The sequence below is a fragment of the Neisseria sp. genome, assembly GCF_030523955.1.
Classification (GTDB): Bacteria; Pseudomonadota; Gammaproteobacteria; order Burkholderiales; family Neisseriaceae; genus Neisseria.
In genome coordinates, this window is record NZ_JAUNHL010000015.1 from 29,024 (window position 1) to 54,662 (window position 25,639).

General features: G+C 49.9%; 26 protein-coding genes and 1 pseudogene. 14 read left to right on the forward strand and 13 right to left on the reverse strand.

What is annotated here, in order from left to right:
* Nucleotides 1-198: 198 nt before the first annotated feature.
* Nucleotides 199-1,089: a LysR family transcriptional regulator gene (locus tag Q4C79_RS04725; protein ID WP_303089876.1), complete on the reverse strand. Its 891-nt coding sequence runs from the start codon at nucleotides 1,087-1,089 to the stop codon at nucleotides 199-201.
* Nucleotides 1,090-1,208: 119 nt separating this feature from the next.
* On the opposite strand from Q4C79_RS04725, the gene Q4C79_RS04730 reads away from it, so the two are divergent.
* Nucleotides 1,209-1,649 (forward strand): DoxX family protein, encoded by a 441-nt coding sequence (locus tag Q4C79_RS04730; RefSeq protein WP_303089877.1) that lies wholly within the window; start codon nucleotides 1,209-1,211, stop codon nucleotides 1,647-1,649.
* A gap of 63 nt (nucleotides 1,650-1,712) precedes the next feature.
* Here Q4C79_RS04730 and Q4C79_RS04735 read toward each other — a convergent pair whose 3' ends face one another.
* A complete protein-coding gene (locus tag Q4C79_RS04735; RefSeq protein ID WP_303089878.1) occupies nucleotides 1,713-2,123 on the reverse strand; it encodes a DUF2000 domain-containing protein in 411 nt (136 codons plus the stop codon).
* 109 nt (nucleotides 2,124-2,232) lie between these two features.
* Between Q4C79_RS04735 and Q4C79_RS04740 the strand changes: the two genes are divergently transcribed.
* From Q4C79_RS04740 to Q4C79_RS04770, 8 genes and pseudogenes are all read left to right on the forward strand, one after another.
* Nucleotides 2,233-2,685 (forward strand): Lrp/AsnC family transcriptional regulator, encoded by a 453-nt coding sequence (locus Q4C79_RS04740; RefSeq protein WP_303089879.1) that lies wholly within the window; start codon nucleotides 2,233-2,235, stop codon nucleotides 2,683-2,685.
* A 314-nt stretch (nucleotides 2,686-2,999) separates the two neighbouring features.
* Entirely contained in the window at nucleotides 3,000-3,674 is a 675-nt protein-coding gene (locus Q4C79_RS04745; protein ID WP_303089880.1) for an alpha/beta fold hydrolase, read from the forward strand.
* Nucleotides 3,671-4,279, forward strand: coding sequence for a DsbA family protein (locus Q4C79_RS04750; RefSeq protein ID WP_303089881.1), 609 nt, complete (start codon nucleotides 3,671-3,673; stop codon nucleotides 4,277-4,279). Before Q4C79_RS04745 ends, Q4C79_RS04750 begins: the two co-directional genes overlap by 4 nt.
* A 177-nt stretch (nucleotides 4,280-4,456) precedes the next feature.
* On the forward strand, nucleotides 4,457-4,909 hold the full coding sequence (locus Q4C79_RS04755) for a MarR family transcriptional regulator (protein WP_303089882.1): 453 nt from the start codon (nucleotides 4,457-4,459) through the stop codon (nucleotides 4,907-4,909).
* Nucleotides 4,801-5,789, forward strand: a pseudogene (locus tag Q4C79_RS04760) (ABC transporter six-transmembrane domain-containing protein). Before Q4C79_RS04755 ends, Q4C79_RS04760 begins: the two are co-directional and overlap by 109 nt.
* Nucleotides 5,790-6,235: 446 nt before the next feature.
* Nucleotides 6,236-6,307 carry a tryptophanase leader peptide gene (tnaC, locus tag Q4C79_RS13190; protein WP_368492206.1) on the forward strand — a complete coding sequence of 24 codons (72 nt, stop codon included), beginning with the start codon at nucleotides 6,236-6,238 and terminating at the stop codon, nucleotides 6,305-6,307.
* Between the two features lie 107 nt (nucleotides 6,308-6,414).
* Nucleotides 6,415-7,830 carry a tryptophanase gene (gene tnaA, locus Q4C79_RS04765; RefSeq protein ID WP_303089883.1) on the forward strand — a complete coding sequence of 472 codons (1,416 nt, stop codon included), beginning with the start codon at nucleotides 6,415-6,417 and terminating at the stop codon, nucleotides 7,828-7,830.
* Nucleotides 7,831-7,883: 53 nt separating this feature from the next.
* On the forward strand, nucleotides 7,884-9,098 hold the full coding sequence (locus Q4C79_RS04770; protein WP_303089884.1) for an aromatic amino acid transporter: 1,215 nt from the start codon (nucleotides 7,884-7,886) through the stop codon (nucleotides 9,096-9,098).
* Nucleotides 9,099-9,376: 278 nt separating this feature from the next.
* Here Q4C79_RS04770 and pnp read toward each other — a convergent pair whose 3' ends face one another.
* The 7 genes from pnp to Q4C79_RS04805 form a co-directional block, all read right to left on the reverse strand.
* Nucleotides 9,377-11,497 carry a polyribonucleotide nucleotidyltransferase gene (gene pnp / locus Q4C79_RS04775; RefSeq protein WP_303089885.1) on the reverse strand — a complete coding sequence of 707 codons (2,121 nt, stop codon included), beginning with the start codon at nucleotides 11,495-11,497 and terminating at the stop codon, nucleotides 9,377-9,379.
* 222 nt (nucleotides 11,498-11,719) lie between these two features.
* Nucleotides 11,720-12,259, reverse strand: coding sequence for a glutathione peroxidase (locus tag Q4C79_RS04780; protein WP_303089886.1), 540 nt, complete (start codon nucleotides 12,257-12,259; stop codon nucleotides 11,720-11,722).
* 29 nt (nucleotides 12,260-12,288) lie between these two features.
* Nucleotides 12,289-12,891: a glutathione S-transferase N-terminal domain-containing protein gene (locus tag Q4C79_RS04785; RefSeq protein WP_303089887.1), complete on the reverse strand. Its 603-nt coding sequence runs from the start codon at nucleotides 12,889-12,891 to the stop codon at nucleotides 12,289-12,291.
* Between the two features lie 121 nt (nucleotides 12,892-13,012).
* A complete protein-coding gene (rpsO, locus tag Q4C79_RS04790; protein ID WP_303089888.1) occupies nucleotides 13,013-13,282 on the reverse strand; it encodes a 30S ribosomal protein S15 in 270 nt (89 codons plus the stop codon).
* Nucleotides 13,283-13,418: 136 nt separating this feature from the next.
* Nucleotides 13,419-14,339: a tRNA pseudouridine(55) synthase TruB gene (truB, locus tag Q4C79_RS04795; protein ID WP_303089889.1), complete on the reverse strand. Its 921-nt coding sequence runs from the start codon at nucleotides 14,337-14,339 to the stop codon at nucleotides 13,419-13,421.
* A 127-nt stretch (nucleotides 14,340-14,466) separates the two neighbouring features.
* The gene (gene rbfA, locus Q4C79_RS04800) at nucleotides 14,467-14,838 is read right to left on the reverse strand and encodes a 30S ribosome-binding factor RbfA (protein ID WP_303089890.1); all 372 of its coding nucleotides are present in this window, start codon (nucleotides 14,836-14,838) and stop codon (nucleotides 14,467-14,469) included.
* A gap of 204 nt (nucleotides 14,839-15,042) precedes the next feature.
* Nucleotides 15,043-15,924 (reverse strand): carbohydrate kinase, encoded by an 882-nt coding sequence (locus Q4C79_RS04805; RefSeq protein ID WP_303089891.1) that lies wholly within the window; start codon nucleotides 15,922-15,924, stop codon nucleotides 15,043-15,045.
* Between the two features lie 422 nt (nucleotides 15,925-16,346).
* Here Q4C79_RS04805 and argF point away from each other — a divergent pair, with 422 nt between their 5' ends.
* Together argF and porB are read left to right on the forward strand one after the other, a co-directional pair.
* Nucleotides 16,347-17,339 (forward strand): ornithine carbamoyltransferase, encoded by a 993-nt coding sequence (gene argF, locus Q4C79_RS04810; RefSeq protein ID WP_303089900.1) that lies wholly within the window; start codon nucleotides 16,347-16,349, stop codon nucleotides 17,337-17,339.
* Between the two features lie 381 nt (nucleotides 17,340-17,720).
* On the forward strand, nucleotides 17,721-18,827 hold the full coding sequence (gene porB / locus Q4C79_RS04815) for a trimeric porin PorB (RefSeq protein ID WP_303089892.1): 1,107 nt from the start codon (nucleotides 17,721-17,723) through the stop codon (nucleotides 18,825-18,827).
* A 591-nt stretch (nucleotides 18,828-19,418) separates the two neighbouring features.
* On the opposite strand, the gene Q4C79_RS04820 is transcribed toward porB, so the two are convergent.
* From Q4C79_RS04820 to Q4C79_RS04830, 3 genes are all read right to left on the reverse strand, one after another.
* The gene (locus Q4C79_RS04820) at nucleotides 19,419-20,096 is read right to left on the reverse strand and encodes an epoxyqueuosine reductase QueH (RefSeq protein WP_303089893.1); all 678 of its coding nucleotides are present in this window, start codon (nucleotides 20,094-20,096) and stop codon (nucleotides 19,419-19,421) included.
* A gap of 94 nt (nucleotides 20,097-20,190) precedes the next feature.
* A complete protein-coding gene (locus Q4C79_RS04825) occupies nucleotides 20,191-21,021 on the reverse strand; it encodes a symmetrical bis(5'-nucleosyl)-tetraphosphatase (protein ID WP_303089894.1) in 831 nt (276 codons plus the stop codon).
* Nucleotides 21,022-21,176: 155 nt separating this feature from the next.
* Nucleotides 21,177-21,566 (reverse strand): RidA family protein, encoded by a 390-nt coding sequence (locus tag Q4C79_RS04830; protein WP_303089895.1) that lies wholly within the window; start codon nucleotides 21,564-21,566, stop codon nucleotides 21,177-21,179.
* Nucleotides 21,567-21,702: 136 nt separating this feature from the next.
* Between Q4C79_RS04830 and dut the strand changes: the two genes are divergently transcribed.
* Entirely contained in the window at nucleotides 21,703-22,155 is a 453-nt protein-coding gene (dut, locus tag Q4C79_RS04835) for a dUTP diphosphatase (RefSeq protein WP_303089901.1), read from the forward strand.
* A 235-nt stretch (nucleotides 22,156-22,390) separates the two neighbouring features.
* Here the strand turns inward: dut and typA are convergent, their stop codons facing one another.
* Nucleotides 22,391-24,202, reverse strand: a complete 1,812-nt coding sequence (gene typA, locus Q4C79_RS04840; RefSeq protein ID WP_303089896.1) for a translational GTPase TypA — start codon at nucleotides 24,200-24,202, stop codon at nucleotides 22,391-22,393.
* Between the two features lie 351 nt (nucleotides 24,203-24,553).
* Here typA and bfr (Q4C79_RS04845) point away from each other — a divergent pair, with 351 nt between their 5' ends.
* Entirely contained in the window at nucleotides 24,554-25,018 is a 465-nt protein-coding gene (gene bfr, locus Q4C79_RS04845) for a bacterioferritin (RefSeq protein WP_303089897.1), read from the forward strand.
* 23 nt (nucleotides 25,019-25,041) lie between these two features.
* The gene (gene bfr / locus Q4C79_RS04850; RefSeq protein ID WP_303089898.1) at nucleotides 25,042-25,515 is read left to right on the forward strand and encodes a bacterioferritin; all 474 of its coding nucleotides are present in this window, start codon (nucleotides 25,042-25,044) and stop codon (nucleotides 25,513-25,515) included.
* The last annotated feature ends 124 nt before the right edge of the window (nucleotides 25,516-25,639 follow it).

Consider the following 25,639-nt stretch of genomic DNA (forward strand, 5'->3'; position numbering starts at 1 on the left):
TTTGGTTGCTTTGGTGAGCCAAAAACGGCTTCCGCCAAAAGCCTACTTTTTGGTGTCCGAAACGGCCATACCGTGCATTTTGCGATTTACGGTGTGGAAAGAATTAAAGATACGATCCATCGGCACGCTCAACCTTGTGGCGAAATGCTTTTTTGTTTCAGGCAGCCTCAGGCAGTTTTATGCCTGTCTGAAAGCATTCTACCAATCCCTATCTGCAAAATACCCCGCCAAAAAATCCACCAGCGCCCGCACCGCCAACGGCAATTTATGCCGGGAGGGATAAAGCAGATAAATCGTAAACTCGGGCAACTGCCAATCGGTGAGCACCGCTTGCAGTTGCCCGTTTTGCAGATAATCTTCAAGCAAATATTTCGGCAGCATCGCCACGCCGCTGTGCGACAACACACTGTTGAGCAGCACGGTGGTTTCATTGGTGGTTAACTGGCTGGTTAATTCCAATACCAATTCCTGATTTTCTTGATAAAAATACCATTCTTTGCGGTTAATGTTGGCGTGGGTCAAATAGCGATGGTGCCGCAAATCTTCGGGGTGCTTGGGCGTGCCGAAGCGAGCCAAATACTCGGGCGTAGCCACAATCAGCGAGCGGCAGGGGGCCAATTTGCGCGCCACTAAATTCGGATCGGGGTGGTTGGTAATGCGCACCGCCAGATCAATGCGCTCAGCCACCAAATCCAGCAATTTGTCGCTTAATTCCAAATGAATGCTTAAATTCGGATGTTCGCGCAAAAACACATTGACCGCTTGCGTCAAATGCACCGCCCCAAACGAACCGCTGCTGCTCAAACGGATATTGCCGCGCAAATCGCCTTGCTGTGCCGCCAATTCCTGTTCCATTTCGCCGCTTAAGGCCAGCATTTTTTGGCAAAACACCAAGGCTTGTTCGCCGGCATCCGTGAGCCTGACTTGCCGTGTGGTGCGTTGGAACAAGCGGGCGTTGAGCCATTCTTCCATCAGGGCAATGTGGCGCGTAATCATCGGTTTGGACATATCCAAACGGTCGGCGGCGGCGGTAAAACTGCCGGTTTCGGCAACCGATAAAAACACTTTGATGGCGGTTAATTTGTCCATACGCTTTTCCGGATTGTTTTAGATTAGGAAATAATGATATTCGAAAATCGGTATTTTTCGCTGATTTTATTTCATTATAATGCATACATTCTTTATTTTTAACTTTTTTAGGATTCATCATGAATGCTTTATTTGAAAAATTAGCCCATCAATTCAACCCGTTCGTTTTGTTGCTGACGCGTGTGGCGGTGGGCTATATGTTTTTGTTGCACGGCACGGCGAAATTTTTTGAGTTCCCTGTGTCTATGACCAAAGGTAATGGTTCTGTGCCATTATTTTCTATGTTTGGTGTGGCGGGGGTGCTGGAAATTGTGGGCGGTATCTTGTTGATTTTGGGTTTGTTTACCCGTTTGACTGCCTTTGTTTTGGTAGGACAAATGGCGGTGGCGTATTTTATGTTTCATGCGGCATCGGGCGGTATTTTTAATCCGATGGGCAATAAAGGCGAGGCGGCAGCGTTGTTTTGCATGGTGTTTTTATTGTTGTGGCATGCTGGGGCAGGCAAATTTTCATTGGATCACGCATTGAACCAGTCCGAAAAATCATTTCAGGAAGGTTGAAAGGGTTATTGCAATAAAAAATGCCGTTTGAACTCAAATTCAAACGGCATTTTTCATGATAATTTAAGGGTGTAATGCAATGCCTTTGGTTAATTTATCCACCGCATTTTTCTTGCCACGAATGGCAATACCCACCAAATTCAAATTGCCTGTTTCATGTTTGGCAACTTCTGCACGATTATCTACATCATTGTATGTTTTGAATAATTCTTCGGTATAAATTGCCACCGCCATTTCTTTTTGATTGGCACTTTGCAAAATTTCCAACAATGTCGCACGGTCTGCCTGATGTACCATAATCGGCTGTTGGCTCATCGGTAAATACTGAATGCCACTTGCATCTTGATAAGGTTTGCCCACAATATTTTGCGTTGCACCCAAGCCACTCATCAAAAAGGCGGTTACATTTAATGCTTGCCACGTTGCCAAATCATCACGCAAAATCACTTTGATTTTTGTATCAAAATTCATCATTCTCTCCAAAGAAGTTGTTTAAATTGATAAGATAATTGTACCGGTTTTGCCATAAAAAAGTTTGCGTTTTTTTGCTATAATTTATCTTATTTTTGGAAAATTTTTGCGTATGGATAATTTGGATAAGAAAATTTTAGCTTATATTCAAGAAAATGGGCGAATTTCTCTCACGGAATTGTCAGATAAAGTGGGGTTGAGCATCTCGCCTTGTCAAAGACGATTAAAGCAACTGGAAGAAGATGGCGTGATTAGCGGTTATCGTGCCGAAGTCAATCCCGAACGGATTGGCTTGAATTTTTCTGCCATTGTGTTTGTGAAAATGAAAAATAATAGTGGCGATAATATCCGTGAATTTGAACAAGCTTTAATGGATATTCCTGAAATTATTCAAGCTCAAAGTCTGTTAGGCGACCCTGATTTTATTTTGCACATTGTTACCCAAGACATGAAGTCGTTTCAGCAATTATATGACCGCCGTTTAACGCAATTACCGCATATTACAGGGATTACTTCTACATTAGTGATGAAAAACATTATTCCATTGCGAGCCATGCCGATTTGAAGCATTTTCAGGCAGGCTGAAAATAAAAAATGCCGTTTGAACTCCACATGCAAACGGCATTTTCTATATCGCCAATTTCCGCCAATCTACCAAATATAAGGCGAATGTGTGGCGGTGTTATTGTGTATTCTAAATACTTATCATTTCATTTTAAGAAACAATATTATTCTAAAACCGCACTTTTTCTTTGTTATTATTCCATTATAATACACCAATCAATCACTTTTATCTTACAGAAAATGTCTAACTTTATGAAAAAATTAGCGTGTTTGGCTTTGATTAGCCTTGCACCTTTTGCACAAGCAGGTGAAACGATGATTAAAAATATTGTATTGGTACACGGTGCATTTGCCGATGGCTCGAGCTATCACAAGGTCATTGAGCGTTTGCAGAAAAAAGGTTATCAGGTTACGGCGGTACAAAATCCGCTCGCTTCGCTGGACGCTGATGTGTCGGCAGTCAATCAGGTGTTAGACCGTCAAGATGGCGATGTGGTGTTGGTCGGGCATTCGTGGGGCGGGGTGGTTATCAGCGAGGCGGGCAGGCATGAAAAAGTAAAACGCTTGGTGTATTTGTCGGCGATTGTGCCGGATAGCAATGAAAATGCAGGGCAAGCGTTGAGCCGTCATGGTGCGTCTAGCGAAGGTTTAACACCTGATGAAAAAGGCGTGATTTGGTTGCCGAATGCCAAAGTTTATCAACAGATTATGGCAAACGATTTGCCACTGAACAAAGCGTCTGTATTGTGGGCAACGCAAACGCCTATTCATGCGGTGGCGTTTAGCCAAGCGGTAGCGGCGCCTGCGTGGCAATCCAAACCGAGTTTTTATTTATTAACCGAGCAAGACAACGCCTTGCCGTTTAAGGTGCAACAATCGTTTGCCAAAATGATGAACGCCACAACGCAAACGGTGAATAGCGGCCATCTGTCTATGTTGTCCCGGCCCAAAGCGGTGGTGCGGTTGATTGAACAAGCGAGTAAAAAATGAAATTGTATTATCTGTTTGACCCTTTATGCGGCTGGTGTTACGGAGCAAAACCCGCCATTGAAGCCGTTGCCGCCCGTTTTCCTGTGGAACTCGTGCCCACCGGCCTGTTTTACCGCAGCGGCCGGGTAATGGATGCGGATTTTGCCCAATACGCATGGGGCAACGATGAGCGTATCGAACGCTTAACCGGGCAACCATTCAGCACCGCTTATCGTGAAAATGTGTTGCAAGGCGGCGGGCGATTCGATTCCGAAAACAGCCTGCTGGCCTTGACCGCCGTGCGCCAAACCGCACCGGAGAAGGAACTGGCCCTGCTTGGCGCCTTGCAAACCGCACGTTATGTTGACGGGCGCGATAACGCCGATTGGGGCGTGATTGACGATGTGATGCAATCGCAAGGTTTGGGCGATGCGGTGCCGAAATTGCACGAGCCACAAACCGAACAAGCGTTATTGGCGAGAATAAACTTCGGGCAACAACTGGCGCGGCGGCTGGGCGCATCGGGCGTGCCGCAATTGGCGGCGGAACGCGACGGGCGGTTTGAATTGCTGCCCGGCCGCTTATTGTTTGAACAAGCAGGGCTGTTGCCGGATTATTTGAAATAGCGTATCCAATCAAACAGGCCGTCTGAAACGTTTTCAGACGGCCTGATATTTTCCTTTTATTGATATCCGTTCAAAAAAATTTACATCGTTTTTTATGGGGTCTGACAATAGATTTTTCTTGTATAAAGTACAATATAAGACTAATATGGTATTATATTGTACTTTATACAAATCATCATGCACATATCCCCCTTCGACGAGCTTGCCGAAACCTGTGCCGCATTATTGGATATTTACGTCCAATGGGCGAAACAGCGCGGTTTGAGCGCCAATGAGTTTTTCGTGTTGTACCAAATCGGCCGGCACGGCTCGGCCACGCCCAAGGAAATCGGCGAAGAATGGTGTTTGCCCAAGCAAACCGTGTCGTTTGTCTGCAAGCAGTTGGCGGAAAAAGGCTGGCTGCGCATCGAGGCCGACGAGTACGACAAGCGCGGCAAGCGGCTGTTTTTAAGCGAGGCGGGCGCAAGCCATGCCTTGCCGATGGTTGCCGAATTGCACGCGCTGGAAGCGCAGACGGCCGAATGGTTCGGTTTGGAAAAACTCAACTCATTAATCCAGCAATTGCAGCATTTGCAACTTGTTTTTACCCGACAGGCAAAATTGAATCATGGAAATCAGAGCAAGCGATAACTGGCAGGCGCTCAAACTATCTTGCCCGGCACAACCAAAAACGCCTGCTGTTCACATTCGGCCTGGTGGCGGCGGAAAACACCCTGTATCTGACCTACCCCTTGTTTTCCGCATTCGCCATCGACGCAATGGTGCGCGGGGAGGTGCTTAAAGCATTGTTATACAGTGTGTTTGTGTTGGTTGTATGGGGCTTGGGGGCGTTGCGGCGCAGCGTGGATACGCGCGTGTTCGCCAAAATGTATGCCGATTTGACCGTTCCCGTGATTGTGCGCCAACGCGCGCAAGGTAGCGATACTTCGGCGATTAGTGCGCGGGTGATGCTGTCGCGCGAATTGGTCAATTTCTTTGAAATTCATTTGCCTACGTTGATTATGTCCGGTTTCTCTTTAGTGGGTGCGGGTTTATGCTGTTGGTTTTGGAATTTTGGGCAGGGGTGGCGGCTACGGCCGTGTTGCTGGTATTCGGCCTGATGCTGCCGCGCTATTCCCGAATCAACGACGGTTTGTATGCCCGCTTAAACAACCGCTTGGAAAAGGAAGTGAGCCTGATTGAAGGGGCGAACCACCGGCAGCTGCAACGGCACTACCGGCATACGGCGCATTTGCGCATCCGTTTGTCTAACCGGGAAGCGCGGGGCTTTTTATGGATAGGCGTGGCGATGGCGGCGGTGTTCGGCACGGCGGTGGTGCAGTTGGGCAGCCGCACGGTAAGCGCGCGGCATATTTATGCAGTGATGACGTATTTGTGGACGTTTGCCATGGCATTGGACGACGGGCCGCGTTTGCTGGAGGAGTTCTCCAAATTGAAAGACATAGGCAAACGGGTGAACGTAGGTAAAAAAATGCGCTTTTATTGCGGCTTGGTATCGCACATTAAATAAATCCGCTATAGAAGATTGCCGTTTCTTCATAGATATAGCGGATTCAATTAATTTTCGATACAAGGCAGCAAGCCGCAGACAGTACAAATAGTACGGAACCGATTCTGTTGCCGCTTCAGCGGCTTACAAAATCGTTCTCTTTGAGCTAAGGCGCAGCAACGCCGTAGCGAAAGTTAAGTTAATCCGCTATATACGAATTGTCTACCAGATAGAACAATGCCTGTCTGAAAGTTTTCAGACAGGCATTTTATTAGGATTATCTTGAGCGGTAACTTATTTTTGCTAGGGTCAATTGTCAACCGACCCTAATGTAACAGGCCACGGTCGAAACTTAATCCGCTCCATTACTCTTGCGGCTTTGCATGAGCCGTATTACATTTAAGCCACGGCCGATGATGTTTGTTGGCTCTTTTCATTCCATTGCTGTTTGTTATGAGGAAATGGTTATGGTATATGCACTTCTTCCCCGCGCCCGCTGGTTTAATATCGATCACAAGTTATCCTTTTTCTTTCCGTAGTCGCCCATCCTCTTTGCCCGCGCCTATAGGCAGTTTTTTGGTTGTTTTCCGCTGTTGCCTTGCCATAACGGCGGCATGGTTTTATTTGAATAAAAGAGGATTTCAACATGAACACTTTCAAACATTTGCCCGAACCTTTCCGCATCCGTGTTATCGAGCCGGTTAAACGCACCACGCGCGAGCACCGTGATGCCGCTATTCTGGAAGCAGGCATGAACCCTTTCTTGCTTGACAGCGAGGATGTTTTCATCGATTTGCTCACCGACAGCGGCACCGGCGCCGTTACGCAGCAAATGCAGGCGGCGATGTTGCGCGGCGACGAAGCCTATAGCGGCAGCCGCAGTTATTATGCGCTGTGCAAAGCCGTTAAAGATATTTTTGATTACGATTACACCATACCCACCCATCAGGGGCGCGGAGCCGAACAAATTTATATTCCGGTGCTTATCAATAAACGAGAACAAGAAAAGGGGCTGAACCGCGAAAAAATGGTGGCCTTCTCCAATTATTTCTTCGATACCACCCAAGGGCACACGCAAATCAACGGCTGCGTGGTGCGCAACGTTTATACCTCGGAAGCATTTGATACCAGTGTGAAAGCCGACTTCAAAGGCAACTTTGATCTTGAGGCGCTGGAAAAAGGCATTGCTGAAGTGGGCGCGGCCAACGTGCCTTATATTGTTGCTACCATCACCTGCAATTCTGCGGGCGGGCAGCCGGTTTCCCTTGCCAATCTTAAGGCTATGTATGCCATTGCGCGCAAGCACGATATTCCGGTGGTCATGGATTCGGCGCGTTTTGCGGAAAATGCTTGGTTTATCCAGCAGCGCGAGCCGGGATACCGCAACAAGAGCATCGAAGAAATCACCCGCGAAACTTACCAATATGCCGATTTGCTCGCGATGTCGGCGAAGAAAGATGCCATGGTGCCGATGGGCGGGCTTTTGTGTTTCAAAAACAAAGATATGTTTGACGTTTATACCGAATGCCGCACCTTGTGTGTTGCTCAGGAAGGTTTCCCCACCTACGGCGGCCTGGAGGGCGGTGCCATAGAGCGCCTCGCCGTCGGCTTGCATGAGGGCATGCGTCAAGAATGGTTGGATTATCGCATCACGCAAATCGAATATCTTGTTAACGGTTTGGAAGCGGTTGGTGTTTATTGCCAGCAGGCAGGCGGGCACGCGGCCTTTGTCGATGCCGGCCGTTTGCTGCCGCATATTCCTGCCGAACAGTTTCCGGCACAGGCACTTGCTTGCGAGCTGTATAAAGTGGCTGGTATCCGCGCCGTGGAAATCGGCTCATTCCTACTTGGGCGGGATCCGAAAACCGGCAAACAGCTTATCAGCCCGGCAGAACTGTTGCGCTTGACCATACCGCGCGCCACCTATACGCAAACCCACATGGACTTTATCATCGAAGCCTTCCAAAAAGTGAAGGAAAACGCAGCCAGTATCAAAGGCCTAGCCTTTACTTACGAACCCAAAGTGCTGCGCCATTTTACGGCGAGGCTCAAAGAGGTCTGAACCATTGGCAAAGCAGCGATTCTTGCGCTGCTTTGCCTATTTAAAGGAAAAACATGAAAAAACAACCTTCCGTATTCGGAGGCGCCTGCATTATTGCCGGTGTTTGTGTCGGCGCCGGTATGTTGGCTCTGCCCAGCGCCGGAGCGGGTGCGTGGACGATATGGTCTACCGCCATTCTCGTGCTCACCATGATCGTGATGACCTTATCCGGCTGGTTGCTTCTGGAAAGCTATCAGCACTACGATCACCGGGCTTCCTTCAATACCGTCACGCGCGACGTGCTCGGGTCAGTAGCCAACATCATTAACAACCTCGCTGTGTATTTCGTCGGCGGCATTCTGCTCTATGCTTATATCACGAGCCTGGGCGGTATCTTCCACGGCATGATGCCGGCGGTAAGCATGAAAATCTGGTCCGTCCTTTCCTGCCTTGCATTCGGCGCTTTTGTTTGGCATTCCGCCCGTGCGGTAGACCGCATTTCCGTCGTGCTCATCCTGTTTATGGCGCTAAGTTTCGTTTTCGCCATCTCCGGCCTGACCGTGAACATCAATATCGGCACTCTTTTCGACCAAGGCAATAACCAAGGCAGCTACCTGCCATACGCCATGATGTTTATGCCAGCCGCGCTCACTTCTTTCGGCTACCACCACTCAGTCACTTCCATGCGTGCCTACTACGGCGAAGAGAAGAAGGCCTCGCATGCCATTTTTTTCGGCATGCTGATTGCGTTGTCGATCTACCTCTTGTGGTTGTGGAGCATCTTCGGCAACCTGCCGCGCCATCAGTTTGCCCCGGTTATCGCTGCCGACGGAGCGGTAAGCGTGCTTTTGCAAACCTTGGGCAGCGTGGTGGAGTCCGGCATGGTCAAGCGCACCCTTGACGCTTTTGCTGCGGCGGCCGTGATCTCATCCTTTATCGGCGTGGGGCTGGGGCTGTTCGACTATCTGGCCGATCTGTTCGGTTTTGCCGACAACCGCTCCGGCCGCAGTCAAACTTGGGCCGTTACCTTTTTGCCGCCGCTCATCCTTTCTTTGCTTTTCCCGCTGGGTTTCTTGGTGGCCATCGGTTATGCCGGTGCAATCGCCACCATTTGGACATGCATGATCCCGGCGCTTCTCGCTTGGAAAACGCGCCGGCAAGGCCGTGCGGGCCGGTTCGTGACTCCCGGCGGCAACCTGTTGATTATCGTTACCCTTATTTTCGGCATCGCTGTTGCCGCTTTTCATTTTTTGCATATGTTCGGCAAATTGCCCGCCTTCAGCGGCTGATATAGCGGATTAACTTAACTTTCGATAAGGCGCAACAACGTCTTCGCGCAAGTTAAGTTAATCCGCTATATTGCCGTATGGTGTGCGGTTTGCATCCAAGCAGAAAAATGCCTGTCTGAAAACTTTTCAGACAGGCATTTGTAAGAGTATCAATCGTAAACTATCTGTTATAGCGGATTTAATTACTTCGATACAAGGCAGCAAGCCGCAGACAGTACAAGTAGTACGACAAGGCGGCGCAGCAACGCCGTAGCGAAAGTTAAGTTAATCCGCTATATTTACTCGGCAGCCGGCTCGTCTTTAACCGGCGCTTCCAGCAGCGCTTTGATGGACAAACGCACGCGGCCGCGGTCGTCAACCTCCAACGCTTTCACGTTTACGCTCTGGCCGACTTGCAGATAATCGCTGACATTTTTTACCCGCTCGTGAGCGATTTGGCTGATGTGTACCAAGCCGTCTTTGCCCGGCATTACCGATACGATGGCGCCGACATTGTTGTCCAGCAGTTTCAGCACGGTACCTTGATAAACCTTGCCCACTTCCACTTCGGCGGTAATCGCTTCGATACGGCGTTTGGCTTCTTCGCCCGCTTCGCCGGTAATCGCGGCGATGGTTACGGTGCCGTCGTCTTCGATGTTGATTTCGGTACCGGTTTCGGCGGTCAGCGCGCGGATGGTTTCGCCGCCTTTGCCGATAACGTCGCGGATTTTATCGGGGTTGATTTTCATGGTGAACAGGCGCGGCGCGTGTTGCGACAGCTCTTGCGGGCCTTCCACCGCTTCTTTCATCTGCGCCAGAATATGCAGGCGTGCCTCTTTGGCTTGCGCCAGCGCGATCTGCATGATTTCTTTGGTGATGCCTTGGATTTTGATGTCCATTTGCAGCGCGGTAACGCCTTCGGTGGTACCGGCAACTTTGAAGTCCATATCGCCCAAGTGGTCTTCGTCGCCCAGAATGTCGGTTAACACGGCGAATTTGTTGCCTTCCAGAATCAGGCCCATGGCGATGCCGGCCACATGTGCTTTCAACGGTACGCCGGCAGAGAGCAGGCTTAAGCAGCCGCCGCATACGGAAGCCATCGATGAGGAACCGTTGGATTCGGTGATTTCGGAAACCACGCGCATGGTGTAGCTGAAATCTTCCGGCTCTGGCAATACGGCTACCAGTGCGCGTTTGGCCAAACGGCCGTGGCCGATTTCGCGGCGTTTCGGTGCACCCATGCGGCCGACTTCGCCGGTGGAATAGGGCGGGAAGTTGTAATGCAGCATAAAGCGGTCGGTGTATTCGCCGCTCAAAGCATCAATGATTTGCTCGTCGCGCGAGGTGCCCAAGGTGGCAACGGCCAAGGCTTGGGTTTCGCCGCGGGTAAACAGAGCCGAACCGTGGGTGCGCGGCAATACGCCTGTCTGAATGTTAATCGGGCGCACGGTTCGGGTGTCGCGACCGTCGATACGGGGTTGGCCTTCGAGAATCTGGCTGCGGACCACATCGGCTTCCAATTGCTTGAAGATGCCTTTGATTTGGTTGGCGGCCAAGGTATCGGTTTCTTCGGTAATCAGCGCTTCTTTTACCGCGCTCCACGCTTCGTCCAGCTTGGCGGTGCGTGCCTGTTTCTGACGGATTTTGAACGCTTCGCCGATGGATTCGCCGGCGATGCCGCGGATTTTGGCCACCAGCTCGCCGTCGGTTTCCGGCGCTTGCCAATCCCATACTTCGGGGTTCACTTCGTCGGCGAATTCATTAATCGCGCTGATAACGGCCTGCATTTGCTCGTGGCCGTACACCACTGCGCCCAACATCACGTCTTCCGGCAGCATTTGCGCTTCGGATTCCACCATCAATACCGCTTTGGCGGTACCGGCCACCACCAGATCCATTTGCGAGGTTTCGAGTTGGGTTTTGGTCGGATTCAACAGGTATTGGCCGTCTGCATAGCCCACGCGCGCCGCGCCGATCGGGCCGGCAAACGGTACGCCGCTCAATACCAGCGCTGCGGAGGCACCGATCATGGCGGGGATGTCGGAATCGATTTCGGGATCCAGCGACACCACCATCGCCACGATTTGGATATCGTGATAGAAACCTTCGGGGAACAGCGGGCGGATGGGGCGGTCGATCAGGCGGCTGGTGAGGATTTCTTTTTCGCTCTGTTTGCCTTCGCGTTTGAAGAAGCCGCCGGGGATTTTGCCGGCTGCGTAGGTACGCTCGAGATAGTCTACGGTGAGCGGGAAGAAGTCTTGGCCGGCTTTTACCTCTTTATTGGCGGTAACGGCGACCAATACCACGGTGTCGCCCATCGATACTTTTACCGCGGCGGCGGCTTGGCGGGCGACTTCGCCGGTTTCCAAGGTAACGGTTTGGTTGCCGTATTGGAACGATTTGATATGTTTGTCAAACATCGGATTTCCTTAAATGACGCTGCAAACCGCTAAAACGCTAATGATGCACACTGCTGTTGAGTGAATGTGCATGGTTAGGGTCTCAACAGATTTGCAGCGGGTTACAATGAATTTTTCAGACAGGCATTTAAGAATTTTAAGAATGCCTGTCTGAAAAAACGAAGCTTGAATTATGCCATAAAAACAGGGCTAATGGCATGATAGTAGTGGATGCGCAGGGATTTACGATAACAGCAAAGCCAGATCGTCGGCGATTTCGGCGGGTTTTACGCTGGGTGCAAAGCGTTCGACCACTTCGCCGTTGCGGTTCACCAGAAATTTGGTGAAATTCCATTTGATGTCGCTGCCTTCGCGCTTTTCTCCCAAGCTCGCCAGCTTGAGCAGCATTTCTTTAAAGGCATGGCCGCCTTTGTCTTCCGGTTTTTGTTGTTTCAGCCAAGTGTAAAGCGGCGATTCGTCCGGGCCGTTGACCTTGGTTTTCTGGAAAACGGTAAATTCGGTACCAAAACGGGTTTGGCAGATTTGCGCAATTTCTTCGCTGCTCTCGGGCGCCTGTTCGCGGAACTGGTTGCAGGGAAAATCCAAAATTTCCAAGCCTTGCGCGTGAAATTGCGCGTATAAATCCTGCAATTCTTGATATTGCGGAGTTAAGCCGCAGCGGGTGGCGGTATTGACAATCAGCAGCACTTTGCCGCGGTATTGTTCGAAAGAAACCGGCCGGTTTTGAGCGTCGGGAAGGGTGAAGTCATAGATGGATGTCATGTTTAATCCTTAATCATTAATTCCGCCATTCAAGGCAAGTCTGCCAACGTAGCGGGCGCTTGGGTCTGTAGGGCTTCCGGTTGGGTGCGTTGAACGAAATCCCATTGTTCGAATACCGATACGGCTTGCTGGGTATCGCTGCGTGCGTGTGCGGTGAAAATTTCGGGATAACGCAGTTTAACGGTCAGCAGGCAGACGCCGAGCATCATTTGCGGCCAGCTCTCGCGTGCGGCCGGATGCAAGGCAGGTGCCAACGGCAAAGCGCGGGCCAGCGCTTCCAAGCAACGTTTTACTAGAAAATGTTCCCGGCTTTCGCCCGCCTTTTTCTCCAATTTAAAAGCCTGTACGGCGGTATCGAGTAAAGTGGTGGCATAGGCGGTAACGGCCAGCTCGGCGGCACTCGGCACTTCTTCGGGAGCCAGATATTGGCAGATTAAATGGCTGTTGTAGATGGCTTCGCCGCTATCGGTAAGCAGCAGCGGAATCTGGCTGAACGGATTTAAAGCTTCCAGCTCGCCGGGATTTTGCCAGGGATCGAGGAAATGCAGTTCCAAATCGTTTAAATTGAGCAGGCGGGCACGTGTCAGGCAGAGGCGGCCGTAGGGCGAAGTGTGGCTGAGGTAGAGTTTCATGGTGGTTCCTCGTAACAAAGAATACGGTAAACCATTATAGCGGAATATACCGTGCCGTTTCAGGCAATAAAAAACCGCTGCGTGAAATACGAAGCGGTTTTTTGCACGAATGCGAATCAGATTATTTGCGCAGACCCAAGCGGGTAATCACGTTGCGGTAGGTTTCCGCATCGGTACGGCGCAAGTAAGACAGCAAACGACGGCGCGCGCTCACCATTTTCAGCAAACCGCGACGGCTGTGGTGGTCTTTCGGGTTGGCTTTAAAGTGCGGGGTCAGGTCGTTGATGCGGAAAGTCAGCAGTGCGATTTGCACTTCTGAAGAACCGGTATCGCCTTCTTTGCGTTGGAAATCTTTAACGATTTGTGCTTTTTGTTCAACGGTCAATGCCATGATGAAACTCCAAAAAATAAAGAACCTTGCGGTTCGGACAAGTTTGCCGAGTTGCTTGGCAACCTGTGCAAACTCCGGGTACGCCCTCGGGCGAAACGTCATTATGCCACAAAACCGCCTCAATGCACAAAGAATATCAAGCCGTTTCCGTTTGCATCAGCCGCAAGGCTTTCAGACGGCGGATATCGGATTGGTATTCGGCCAAGCCGATAAACTCGCCGGCAATATTATAGATGCGGTAAGGTTGGTCGGACGGGAGCGCCTCATTAAACTGCGGACGCTGGCCTTGTTGCAACATGCGTACCGCTACATCGTTTAATTCGATTTTGGGCAGGTGTTGTACCAAAACCTCGCAAGGAAGCAGTAATGCATCGCGCTCGGCTTCGTTCAAAGCGGCCAATGCAGCGAGCGTATGGCTTTGCCGGATGTTGAAACCGGCGGTTTCGGTACGGCGCAATGCGTTCAGATAGGCAAAGGTGCCGCAATGCTTGGCAATGTCTTCGCTTAGTGTGCGAATGTAAGTGCCTTTGCTGCAACGCACGTCAATCACCGCTTCGGGAGCGGCAAAATGGGTGATGTTAATAGAATAAATCTGGATATCACGCGGTTTGCGCTCAATGGTGATGCCTTTGCGGGCGTATTCGTATAATGGTTTGCCATCGTGTTTCAATGCGGAAAACATCGGTGGTACTTGGCGTTGGTGTCCGCTCAAAGCTTGGCAGGCGGCGGTAAATTCTTCAAGAGAAACATCGCTGCGGCCGGTTGCGACTGTTTCTCCCTCCGCATCGCCGGTGCTGCGCGCTTCTCCTAAGCAAAGGGTGGCGGTGTAGGCTTTGTCGGCATCCAGCAGGTATTGGGCGAATTTGGTGGCCTCCCCAAAGCAAACAGGCAGCAAGCCCGTGGCCAAAGGATCGAGTACGCCGGTATGGCCGGCTTTTTCTGCACGATAAAGCCGACGCGCTTGTTGCAAAGCGTGGTTGCTGGAAACGCCTAAGGGTTTGTCGAGCAGGAGAACACCGCTTAAGGGGCGTTTGGCAGGTTTCTGAGATGCGGTCATAAAGATAAAATTTTGTTTTAACGTGCTTTTAAAACCCTATTTAAAGCAGATTATTTTTCAGACAGGCATTTCATTTTTAACAATGCCTGTCTGAAAACGGTTGTTTAGGGTTAATTGTCGACAGGCCCTAGTCTTCCACCGGCTTTTCTGCCGCTACTTTATCAATCAAATGCGAAATGCTCATGCCGCGCTCGACCGATTCGTCGTAAATAAAATGCAATTCTGGCGTGCGGAAAACATGAATGCGTTTCGACAATTCGCTGCGCAAATAGCCTTTGGCGTGTTCCAAAGCTTCGGCGGTTACTTCGCGGGTGGCATCATCCAATACGGTATAGTAAACCGTAGCGTGGCTGTAATCGCGGGTAACTTCGACATCATTAATAGTAATAAAACCGGCGCGCGGATCTTTCAGGCCGGTACGCACGAGCTCGGCCAATTCGCGCATGATTTGTTCTTTTATACGATCTACGCGGGCATAGCCCCGGTTGGGTTTTCTCATGGAAATATTCCTCGTTAATGAAGTTTGCACAATTTCTACAGATGCCAAATGGCGTATGAGAGGCGGCATCACAAGTGCGGTACTGTAAATATTTTATAGTGTACCAAGAAAACGGCTGATTAACCTATTCATATATAAAGCCGGCGGATGCCGGCTTTTGGTTTACGGATTTCTTGAAACAACGCCGCCTATGGCGTTCGTATCTTAGGCGGGATACATAAAATCCTGAATATCCTGCAAAGAGATTTCCGGATTGGCTCCGTGGTGGGACGCCACCATCGCGCCCAGCGCACAAGCAAACGATAAGGTTTCATCGGCAGGAGCGTTGTTCATTAATTTATAGATGAAGCCGGCCAAGAAGTTATCGCCCGAGCCGACCGTATCCGCTACTTTTACGCGGTAGCCGCCGTGGTAATAGAAGGTACCGTCGTCATAGAAAATGGCACCGTGCTCGCCCATGGTGATACACAGGTTGCGGCAATCAAAATTGTCTACCAAAAAGCCGATGTTTTGTTCAAGCGAGTGATAGGGGGAACCGAATGCCTCGGCCAGTTCATACAACTCACAATCATTAAGCTTCACTACATCGGCCTTATTCAGAAAATGGCGGATACGCTCATAATCATAATGGGGCGGGCGCAGGTTTACGTCAAAAATCTTAAACCGCGCGTGTTCCAGTAACTTTTCCAAAGCCGCACGCGATACCTCGTCGCGCGTGGCCAAGCTGCCGAAAACAAAAGCATCCGATTCGGCTACACGTTCACAAGCTTCTTGGGTGGCTTCGATACGGTCCCAAGCACAAGGATACACAATCTCATAGCTTGCGCTGCCTTTATCCGAAAGCGTTACCGTGACCAAGCTGGTTGCCTGCTCGGGATCGGTTTGGATAAAAGTATGGGGCACCTTACGTTGTTCGACTTCTTTTAAAATCGTCCGGCCGTCTTCATCATCCCCGATACGGCTGATAATAGAAGTATCAACGCCTAACGATTGCAGGCGGGTAACAACGTTGAGAGGGGCACCGCCTAATTTTTTTCCGGTGGGGAAGTCATCCCATAAAACTTCTCCGAAGCTGGTGATTTTCATTGTAGATTCCTTTGTTGAAATGATTGTGAAGCGGAAATTTATTGGAAATTCGTTTCGACCTGCCGGATAAAAGCCTAACTTCGATTCATACGCCGAAATGGAAGAGTATCTTTTAAATAGCGTATCGGTATCAAAGCGTTACACCCTATGCCTGTCTGAAATTTCATTTGTATCCGAATATCGAAATTACTATACCATACTTTAATTTCAAAATCCCTGATATGCATCACGGGAGGGCGTGATAACGGTTAAGTGTCATAACAAGCGGAAAACCGCATGTTTTTGATAAGAATCTTGCAAACAGTATATTTGTATAGGGTACTTATAAAGACAGGGCATTTTTCAGTTATCCGGCAATAGTATAGAATAAACCTTTTACTCTTACCCGATGCACAGATGCCGAAAGCGAACCGACCATGAGTATCAACCTGAAAAACAGAAACTTTCTGAAATTGATTGACTTCAGCCGCGAAGAAATCGATTACCTGCTGAATTTGTCTTCCCAATTGAAGGCAGAGAAAAAAGCAGGCAAAGAAAAGCGCCGCTTAAACGGAAAAAACATTGCCTTAATTTTTGAAAAATCCAGTACACGTACCCGATGTGCATTTGAAGTGGCAGCTTACGATCAAGGCGCAAACGTTACCTATCTCGGCCCCAGCGGTTCGCAAATCGGTCATAAAGAGAGCATGAAAGACACCGCCCGAGTATTAGGGCGCATGTACGACGGCATCGAATATCGAGGTTTTGGCCAAAAGATAGCCGAAGAACTTGCCCAATATGCCGGCGTGCCGGTATTTAACGGTTTAACTGATGAATTTCATCCTACTCAAATGCTGGCCGATGTACTGACCATGAAAGAGCATAGTAATAAACACTTGTCGCAAATCGCGTATGCCTATGTCGGCGATGCGCGTTCCAATATGGGCAATTCCTTATTGCTGATTGGTGCGCTGCTGGGCATGGATGTCCGCATCGGCGCGCCTCAAAATTTGTGGCCCAACCCTAGCATCATTCAGAAAGCCCGTGATTTGGCAGCCCAAACCGGTGCGCGTATTCTGTTAACCGAAAATCCGCAAGAAGCCGTAAAAGATGTCGATTATATCCATACCGATGTTTGGGTATCGATGGGCGAACCGGAAGCAGCCTGGCAGGAGAGAATAGATTTATTGAAGCCTTATCAAGTGAACAGCCAACTGATGGCGGCTTCCGGTAACCCCCAGGTGAAATTCATGCATTGCCTGCCGTCTTTTCACAATAGAGAGACCAAGGTAGGCGAATGGATTTATCAAACCTTTGGTTTGGATGGGGTGGAAGTGACTGAAGACGTATTCGAAAGCGATGCCAGCATCGTTTTTGATCAAGCAGAAAACAGAATGCACACGATTAAAGCGGTATTGGTTGCCACCATGGCCTGATGTACCAAGGCTTGATGGGAGTGTTAATTGCTACCGTTTGTTTGAAACATCAACCGAAAAGCAGAAGAAATAGTGCTTGGCAGTTCTGATAGTATCTGAAAAACAACAGGTGGCATTAATTTGTTGTAATCATGCACAGGTTTGTATTGCGATTTTTAATATATTGAAAAATAAGAATTAATTAAAATTTTTGTGGGAGAAAACATACAGTATGGCTAAGTGGTGTGTGGCATGAAAGCCGATAAAGTTTGTTTTTTCCAAACGAAGCATTTATATTAGCAGTCATGGAATCGCTGATTACAGCGAGCGCTTCAAAACTTGGATGGAACTTTCCCACTCCGTTTGAGTTTGTTTTTCTTAACATAGAAAAGGAATACAGCAATGAAAAAAACTCTGATTGCTCTGTCTCTGGTGGCTCTGTCTGGTGCTGCTTCTGCTGAAGTTATCCTGTACGGTCAAGCTAAAGCCGGCGTTGAAATTTCTAGAACTAAAGTAAAGGCAACCGCTGATGATGGCACTGTAACAACAGACCGTTCTGACACCACTACCCAAATCGCCGACTACGGTTCACGCATCGGTTTCAAAGGTACCGAGCACTTGGGTTCTGGCCTGAATGCTATTTGGCAAGTTGAAAACAGCGTATCATTGGCTGGCGGTGGCGAATGGGCTGGCCGTGATTCTTTCATCGGTTTGGAAGGCGGCTTCGGTAAAGTACGTGCCGGTAAACTGAGCACTCAACTGAAAGATATGGATTCTGTTGATCCTTGGGAATACAGCAACAATGCCTTAGGCTTGGGTATGTTTACCCGTACTGGCGAGCGCCGTACTTCTGTACGTTACGACTCTCCGGTTTGGGGCGGTTTCTCTTTCAACGCGCAATTTACCCCGCGTGACAACGGCACAACTGTACGTAACGTACCTTCTAACCCGACTAGCGGCCGTACTGATGATGCCAGCGACACTTCTGCTTACTACGGCGGCGTAAACTATGAAAATGCCGGCTTCTTCGCTCAATATGGTATCGGTTACAAAAAATCTGCTTATGTAGCTGACGGCGACAGCAAATCTGGTCAAGCTCACCAAGTACAAGTAGGTTATGATGCCAACAACTTGTTCGTAGTCGGTGGCTACCAATACACCAATGGTTGGGATAGCGAAAACAGCTATAAAGCAGCTTTGGCTTCTGATGATACTTACAATGCAAATACCGATACTAGCGCTGGCTTGAAAACCCACGAATTGGCTGTAACCGGTGCTTACACCTTTGGTAATGTTACCCCGCGTTTGACTTATGCTCACGGCTTCAAAGCTAAATCAAACAACGGCGATGTAGATGGCACTCAATACAAACAAGTAGTTTTGGGCGCTGACTACGACTTCTCTAAACGCACTACTGCTATGATCTCAGCCGGTTGGTTGAAAGCTGGTAGCGGCGACGACAAAACCGATACCGTTGCCGGTGGTGTTGGTCTGCGTCACAAATTCTAATCTGATTTAAATTAGGTTAGCAAAAAAGGGTCTGCAATCTGCAGGCCCTTTTTTTAATGTTTTACAGCAATGGTAGTGTATCAAGTATGGTGACTTAAATTCAGAATATAGCGGATTCACACTTTTTCGAATACAAGGCCGCAAGTCGCAGAAAGTACACACGTACGGAACCGATTCTGTTGCCGCTTTAGCGGGCTTACAAAAATCGTTCTCTTTGAGCTAAGGCGCAGCAGAGCCTTCGCGAAAGTTAAGTTAATCCGCTATAGATGCTCGGACCAAGTCGGAGCATGACAAACATTAATCAATTCGGGATTAAAACGGTTTTTTGCAAAGATATCGGCCTGAGACCTTTGCAAAAAACTTTTTAATCCTGAATTTATGGATATCTCGTCATACTCGGGCTTGCCCCGAGTATCTGCTTTTTCTTTCAAAACGAAAAGATGCTCTGGTCAAGCCCGAGCATGACACAAATGTTTTCAGAGATCGAAAAGAATTTTGCAAAGATATCGGCCTGTCTGAAAACAATGCGGTTGCTGTTTCAGACAGGCCTTTGGGTTTGGCAAATAAATATTTATTCAGGAGAATACTCAATTACTCTTCTTCGTCTCCGTAATATTTCACGCCGATTTTAATCGGTGCGCGGCCTTGTGATTTGCGGTGGTGGTTGGTGTCGCGCAGCGAATAGGCGCAGCCACAGTATTCCTGCTGGTAGAAGTGTTCGCGTTTGCTGATTTCGATCATGCGCGCGCTGCCGCCGCCTTTGCGCCAGTTGTATTCCCAATAGGTGAGGCCGGGGTATTTTTCGGCTGCACGCACGCCGCAATCGTTGATTTGGTTCATGTTTTTCCAGCGGGAAATGCCGAGGCTGCTGGTAATCACCGGAAAACCGTGTTCGTGTGCGTAAAGCGCGGTGCGCTCGAAACGCATGTCGAAACACATGGTACAGCGGCGGCCGCGTTCCGGGTCCATCTCCATGCCTTTGGCGCGTTCGAACCAGTTGTCGACATCGTAATCGGCATCGATAAACGGAATGCCGTGTTTTTCGGCAAAGGCGATGTTTTCGTTTTTGCGGATTTCGTATTCTTTTTTCGGGTGGATGTTGGGATTGTAGAAATAAATGGTGAAGTCGATGCCGCTGGCGAGCATGGCCTCCATCACTTCGCCCGAGCAGGGGGCGCAGCAGGAGTGCAGCAATACTTTTTTCTCACCGCCCGGCGGGGTGAGTACGGGGCGGTCAACGGGAGTGACTTCGGAGGTGTTTTTGTTCATGGCTTTGTATGTGCGGTATATTGGTTGTTTTTCAGACAGGCATTGTGGGTAAGGCTTTATTTTATCAGAGTTTATGTCGGGTGATAAAGCAGCTTTAGCGCAGCGCTTTTTTCCAATCCAATCCGCCCAGCGAATCGACTTGGCTGATCAGGCGGTTTTCCAGATTCAGAGCGGTTAGTTTTCCGCCCCACAAGGCGCCGCTGTCCAGACCGATGACTTGGCCGTTGTCGTAATAACCCAGTGCCGACCAATGGCCGAAAATCACCGAACGGCCGGTATATTGCGGACCGGGTGCGTCGAACCAGGCGCGGCGGTCAGACGGAATGTCGTCGTAACCGCCTTTGTAATCGTAGTCGAGCTGGTTATCGAGGGTGAGCACGCGGGTGCGGGTGAATACGTTGGTAATCAGGCGCAGTCGTTCGTAGCCGCTCAAATCGGGCGACCAGCCGCTTGGAGTGTTGCCGTACATATTGGCAAAATAGTCGGCGACGGCAGGACTTTGTAATTCGTGTTCGACTTCTTGGGCCAGCGCGGTGGCCGTCTCGCTGCTCCATTGCGGCAACAAACCGGCATGTACGGTGAGGTAGCGCGGGTGTTCCAGCATCAGTGCTTGCCGGCGCAGCCAGTCGCGCATAACGGTGTGCTGAGGATGATTGAGGATGGGGGCGAGGGTGTCGCTGCGTTTGAGGCGTCCGTAGCCGTGCATCAGGGCGAGCAGGTGCAGGTCGTGGTTGCCCAAGACGGTTTGCACGCTACTCTCGTGCCGCATGCAAAATTGCAGGCATTCTAATGATTTGGGGCCGCGGTTGACGATGTCGCCGACCAGCCATAGGGTATCGACGCCGTGGTTAAAGCCGATTTTGTGCAATAGATGTTGTAATTCGTCGTAGCAGCCTTGCAGGTCGCCGATTGCGTAGTGTGCCATAGTCAAAAGGTGAGGGAGTGTTGGGGTTGGATTATTGGCAATAAGTGGGTAAAGGGGCAAAAGTTTTTTGCTATAAAACCGCAGATGCCTGTCTGAAAACGATATTGCAGGTGTTTTCAGACAGGCATTTTATCGGCAAGCGTTAAAAGCGGTGTTTAAATATCCAATACCAATACCGCTTCGGCTTCTACTTGTACGCCTTTGGGCAGGCTGGCTACGCCGACGGCGGCGCGTGCCGGATAGGGTTGCTCGAAGTATTCGGCCATCACTTCGTTGAAGGTGGCGAAGTTGCCTAGGTCGGTGAGGTAGGCGTTGATTTTAACGATGTCGTCCAGCGAACCGCCGGCTGCTTCGGCCACGGCTTGCAGGTTTTTGAAGACTTGGTGGGTTTCGGCGCGGAAGTCGCCGTCGCCGACCACGGTCATGCTTTCGGGATCCAGCGGAATCTGGCCGCTCATATAAACGGTATTACCGGCGCGCACGGCTTGGCTGTAAGCGCCGATGGCGGCGGGGGCTTTATCGGTATGGATAATGGCTTTGGTCATGACTGAAATCCTTTTTGAGAGAATAAGCAAGCTGCTTATGTTAGCAGAGTTCGTGGGTAGCTGAAAAGGTGCGGGCAGAAACTTGGCGGGAACTGTTTTATAATAGCCTGTCTGAAAAAATGAAAGATTAATGATGATGCAAACCGAAGTCGAATTGAAAATTCTTAACCCGCTGATGGCGGACCAACTGCCGGCCTATGCCACGCCCGGCTCCGCCGGCTTGGATCTGCGTGCTTGTTTGAGCGAAGCGATAACCTTGCAACCGGGTGATACCTATCTTGTGCCCACCGGCCTCGCTATTCATTTGAACAATCCCGCCTATGCCGCCGTGCTGCTGCCACGCTCGGGCTTGGGACACAAACACGGTATTGTGCTGGGCAATTTGGTCGGTCTGATTGATTCGGATTATCAGGGGGAATTGAAGGTGTCGTTGTGGAACCGCGGCAGCGAGCCGTTTACTGTTGAGCCGATGGAGCGTATCGCGCAAATGGTGATTGTGCCGGTGGTGCAGGCGGCGTTTAAAGTGGTGGACGAATTTGCCGCCAGCGAGCGCGGCGAAGGCGGTTTCGGCAGTACCGGCAAGGCTTAAAAAAACATAGCGGTAAACTATAGCGGATTAACTTAACTTTCGCTACGGCGTTGCTGCGCCTTAGCTCAAAGAGAACGATTTTGTAAGCCGCTGAAGCGGCAACAGAATCGGTTCCGTACTACTTGTACTGTCTGCGGCTTGCTGCCTTGTATCGAAAGTTAATTAAATCCGCTATAAAAATGCCTGTCTGAAACATTCAGACAGGCATTTTGTTTGTTACATCGGAAAAACTAAATTAATCCAGTTTTTTGAAGTGTTTGCGGCGCTCGTGTTCTTGCAGGTAGCGTTTGCGCAGGCGGATGGATTTCGGGGTGATTTCCACCAACTCGTCGTCGTCGATAAACTCGACCGCGCTTTCCAAAGTCAGCTTAATCGGCGTGGTCAGGCGCACGGCTTCGTCGGTGCCGCTGGCGCGCACGTTGGTGAGTTTTTTGCCTTTTAAGGGGTTGACCACCAAGTCGTTGTCGCGGCTATGGATGCCGATAATCATGCCTTCGTAGATTTTTTCGCCGGGCGATACGAACATGCGGCCGCGGTCTTCCAGATTCCACAGCGCGTAAGCCACGGCATCGCCTTGTTCTTGTGACACCAATACGCCGTTGTGGCGGCCGGGCATATCGGGTTTCACCGGGGCATAGTCGTCGAACACATGGCTCATCAGGCCGGTGCCGCGGGTCATGGTCATGAATTCGCCTTGGAAACCGATCAGGCCGCGGGCGGGAATGTGGTATTCGAGGCGGGTGCGGCCGTTGCCGTCGCTTTCCATATTGGTGAGTTCGCCGCGGCGGCGGCCGAGTTCTTCCATTACTGCGCCTTGGTTGTCATCAGGTACGTCGACGGTCAGGTTTTCATACGGCTCGCATTTTTCGCCATTGATGTCGCGGTAAACCACGCGCGGTTTGCCGACGGCCAATTCGTAGCCTTCGCGGCGCATGTTTTCCAACAGGATGGTCAGGTGCAATTCGCCGCGGCCGGATACGCGGAAAACGTCGGCATCGTCGGTGTCTTCTACGCGCAGGGCAACGTTGGTGAGCAATTCTTTTTGCAGGCGGTCGCGGATTTGGCGCGAGGTAACGAATTTGCCCTCGGTGCCGGCCAAGGGGCTGGTGTTGACCATAAAGTCCATGGTGAGGGTAGGCTCGTCCACGCTGAGCATGGGCAGGCCTTTGGGGTTGTCTTTTTCAGACAGGGTAACACCGATGCCGATGTCGTCGAGACCGGAAATAATCACGATGTCGCCGGCTTCCGCTTCTTCCAAAGGTACGCGCTCCAAGCCTTTGAAGCCCAACAACTGGTTGATGCGGCCTTGCGCCACTTGTTCTTCGTGATTCATTACGGCAACCACTTGGCCGGGTTTGATGCGGCCGTTGAGAATGCGGCCGATGCCGAGGCGGCCGGTGTAGTTGTCGTAGTCGAGTTGCGAAATTTGCAGTTGCAAGGTTTCGTCGGCGCTGCCGGCCGGGGGCGGGGTGTGTTTCAGAATGGTTTCAAACAGCGGGCGCATGTCGCTGCTATCGTCGCTCTCTTCCAGTTTGGCAAAGCCGGAGAGGCCTGATGCGTAAACGATGGGGAAGTCGAGTTGTTCGTCGGTGGCGCCCAGCGAATCAAAGAGTTCGAAAGTTTGGTCGATTACCCAGCTCGGGCGGGCGGAAGGTTTGTCGATTTTATTGATGACGACAATCGGGCGCAGGCCTTGGGCCAGTGCTTTTTTGGTTACGAAACGGGTTTGCGGCATCGGGCCTTCTTGCGCGTCGACCAGCAAGACGACGCAATCGACCATGCCCAACACGCGTTCCACTTCGCCGCCGAAGTCGGCGTGCCCGGGGGTGTCGACGATGTTGATGTGGTAGCCTTCGTATTCGATGGCGGTGTTTTTGGCCAGAATGGTGATGCCGCGTTCTTTTTCGAGGTCGTTGCTGTCCATCACGCGCTCGTCCACCTGTTGGTTGGAGCGGAAGGTGCCGGACTGGCGTAATAATTGGTCGACCAATGTGGTTTTACCGTGGTCAACGTGGGCGATAATCGCAATATTGCGGATTGATTTCATGGTTGTGCTTAAGCTTGTAAATTGGGAAAACTGCGAATTATAACATGATTCTATCCACTATATCGGCTGAATTGTTGGGTGGGTGGATAGGGATTGTTTTAGTTAATTTATGTAAATTGTAAATTCGATTGAGAGAGCTTATCAAAATCGTGTGCAATAAAATAACAGAAAAAACAAGCAATTGATAATTTTTATTTGAACGAATCAGCAGTATTTTTTTTGATAATTGTTTGTATTTTAAATGGAAAAATTGCGTTATTGAAAAAATTTGCTAGAATATATACATAAACAACGTAAAAGAAATACAAACCACTACTTTGACAATACTTAAAAATTTGAAAGGAAATCACCATGCAAGGTAACCAGGCGGTACTCGACTATATGAACGAATTGTTAGCGGGCGAGTTGGCGGCACGCGACCAATATTTTATCCATTCCCGTATGTATGCCGAATGGGGTTACAACAAATTGTTCGAGCGCATCGCTCATGAAGTGGAAGACGAAACCGGCCACGCCGAAGCGTTTATCCGCCGTATCTTGATGCTGGGCGGTACGCCCAATATGGTTCCGGCCAAAATTAATGTGGGTGCCGATGTGGTGGCGATGCTGAAAGCCGATTTGAATACCGAATACGAAGTGCGTGCGGCTTTGCAAAAAGGCATCAAATTGTGCGAAGAGGCACAGGACTATGTAACCCGCGAATTGATGGTCGAGCAATTGAAAGACACCGAAGAGGATCATGCACACTGGCTGGAACAGCAATTGCGCTTGATCGAGATGGTAGGCTTGCAAAATTATCTGCAAAGCCAGCTGTAATTCACTGATTGAAAGGAATAGCTATGCAAGGCGATCGTTTGGTCATCAGCGAGTTAAACAAAAATCTGGGTTTGCTGCTGATTACAATCAACCAGTATTTTCTGCATGCGCGCATTCTGAAAAACTGGGGCTTTGAAGAATTGGGCGAGCATTTTTACAAACAGTCGATTGTGGAAATGAAGTCTGCCGACAAACTGATTGAGCGCATTCTTTTGCTTGAAGGTTTGCCGAACTTGCAGGAATTGGGCAAGCTTTTAATCGGCGAGAGCGTGGAAGAAGCGATTAAATGCGATTTGACCAAAGAGCAGGATAAACACGCTGCGTTGGTAAAAGCTATTCAAGTGTGCGAAGAGAAGCAGGATTATGTTTCCCGCCAGTTGTTGGCCGAGCAGAAAGACATCAATGAAGAGCATATCGATTGGCTGGAAACCCAGCAGGAATTGGTAGAAAGCTTGGGATTGATGAACTACCTGCAAAGTGCTGCGCAGGAAGATTGATTGCTTTTATTTGAATGGATAAATGCCTGTCTGAAAGTTTTTTCAGACGGGCATTTTTTTATAGTGATATTAGGGTCTGCCGACAATTAACGCAACGGCGGTGTTTTTGGTCAAAAATCCCCGT